The 660-nt window shown below is 37.0% G+C and carries 1 protein-coding gene; it reads left to right on the top strand.

Annotation, left to right across the window (positions count from 1 at the left end; translation table 11 throughout):
* The coding region (locus tag HHO47_RS19050) for a tetratricopeptide repeat protein (protein WP_211183786.1) at positions 1-558 on the top strand (558 nt) is incomplete at its 5' end.
* Between the last annotated feature and the right edge of the window lie 102 nt (positions 559-660).

Below are 660 nucleotides of genomic sequence, written 5' to 3'. Positions count from 1 at the left end.
GCGTTAGGGGTACAAATGGATTTCAGAGTAATCGTCATAGCATTGGTATTAGCCATTTCTGGTTGTCAATCTACTTCAAATAAGAAAATGGAAGATTTAGCAAAAGTTGCAGAAGGCGGTGATAATTTTGCTCAATACCTTTTGGGGTATAGTTACGAGCGAGGTGATGGCAATCCTAAAGATTTAGACAAAGCGAAGTATTGGTACTCAAAATCAATTGAACAAGGAAATGGTCGCTCTGCTTATAACCTTGCAATCCTGATTTTATCTGGCAGCTTTGGAACTCCTGATGTAAAAAAAGCTATTCCTTTATTAACTCTTGCAGCTCAACAAAAACATGAGAGAGCACCATTTGATTTAGGTGTTTTGTATTACAAAATGGGTGGCCCTGAGAATGTGGATTTAGTTAAAGGGTATGCTTGGTTACAAGTCACAGTGCATCGAAAGCTAGAAGATCAACTCACCGCAAAGAGTATTCTTTCAGGTTTAAATTTATCAACTCAACAAATGCAGGATGCATCTAAATATACTAAAGAATTGATTCAAAAGTATGGGTAAAAGTACCCCTAACAAGAAAATCAACAAGGACAAAAAACAGTTGGCTTTTGCTCCTTCGTCGCTTATTTTAGCCAACAATTTTTTGCCTGTTATTTAGGCGTT

Source organism: Pseudoalteromonas arctica, from assembly GCF_012927645.1.
Taxonomy (GTDB): Bacteria; Pseudomonadota; Gammaproteobacteria; order Enterobacterales; family Alteromonadaceae; genus Pseudoalteromonas; species Pseudoalteromonas arctica_A.
The sequence above is the reverse complement of the archived record's forward strand: the minus strand, read 5'-3'. Positions and strand labels throughout refer to the sequence as shown.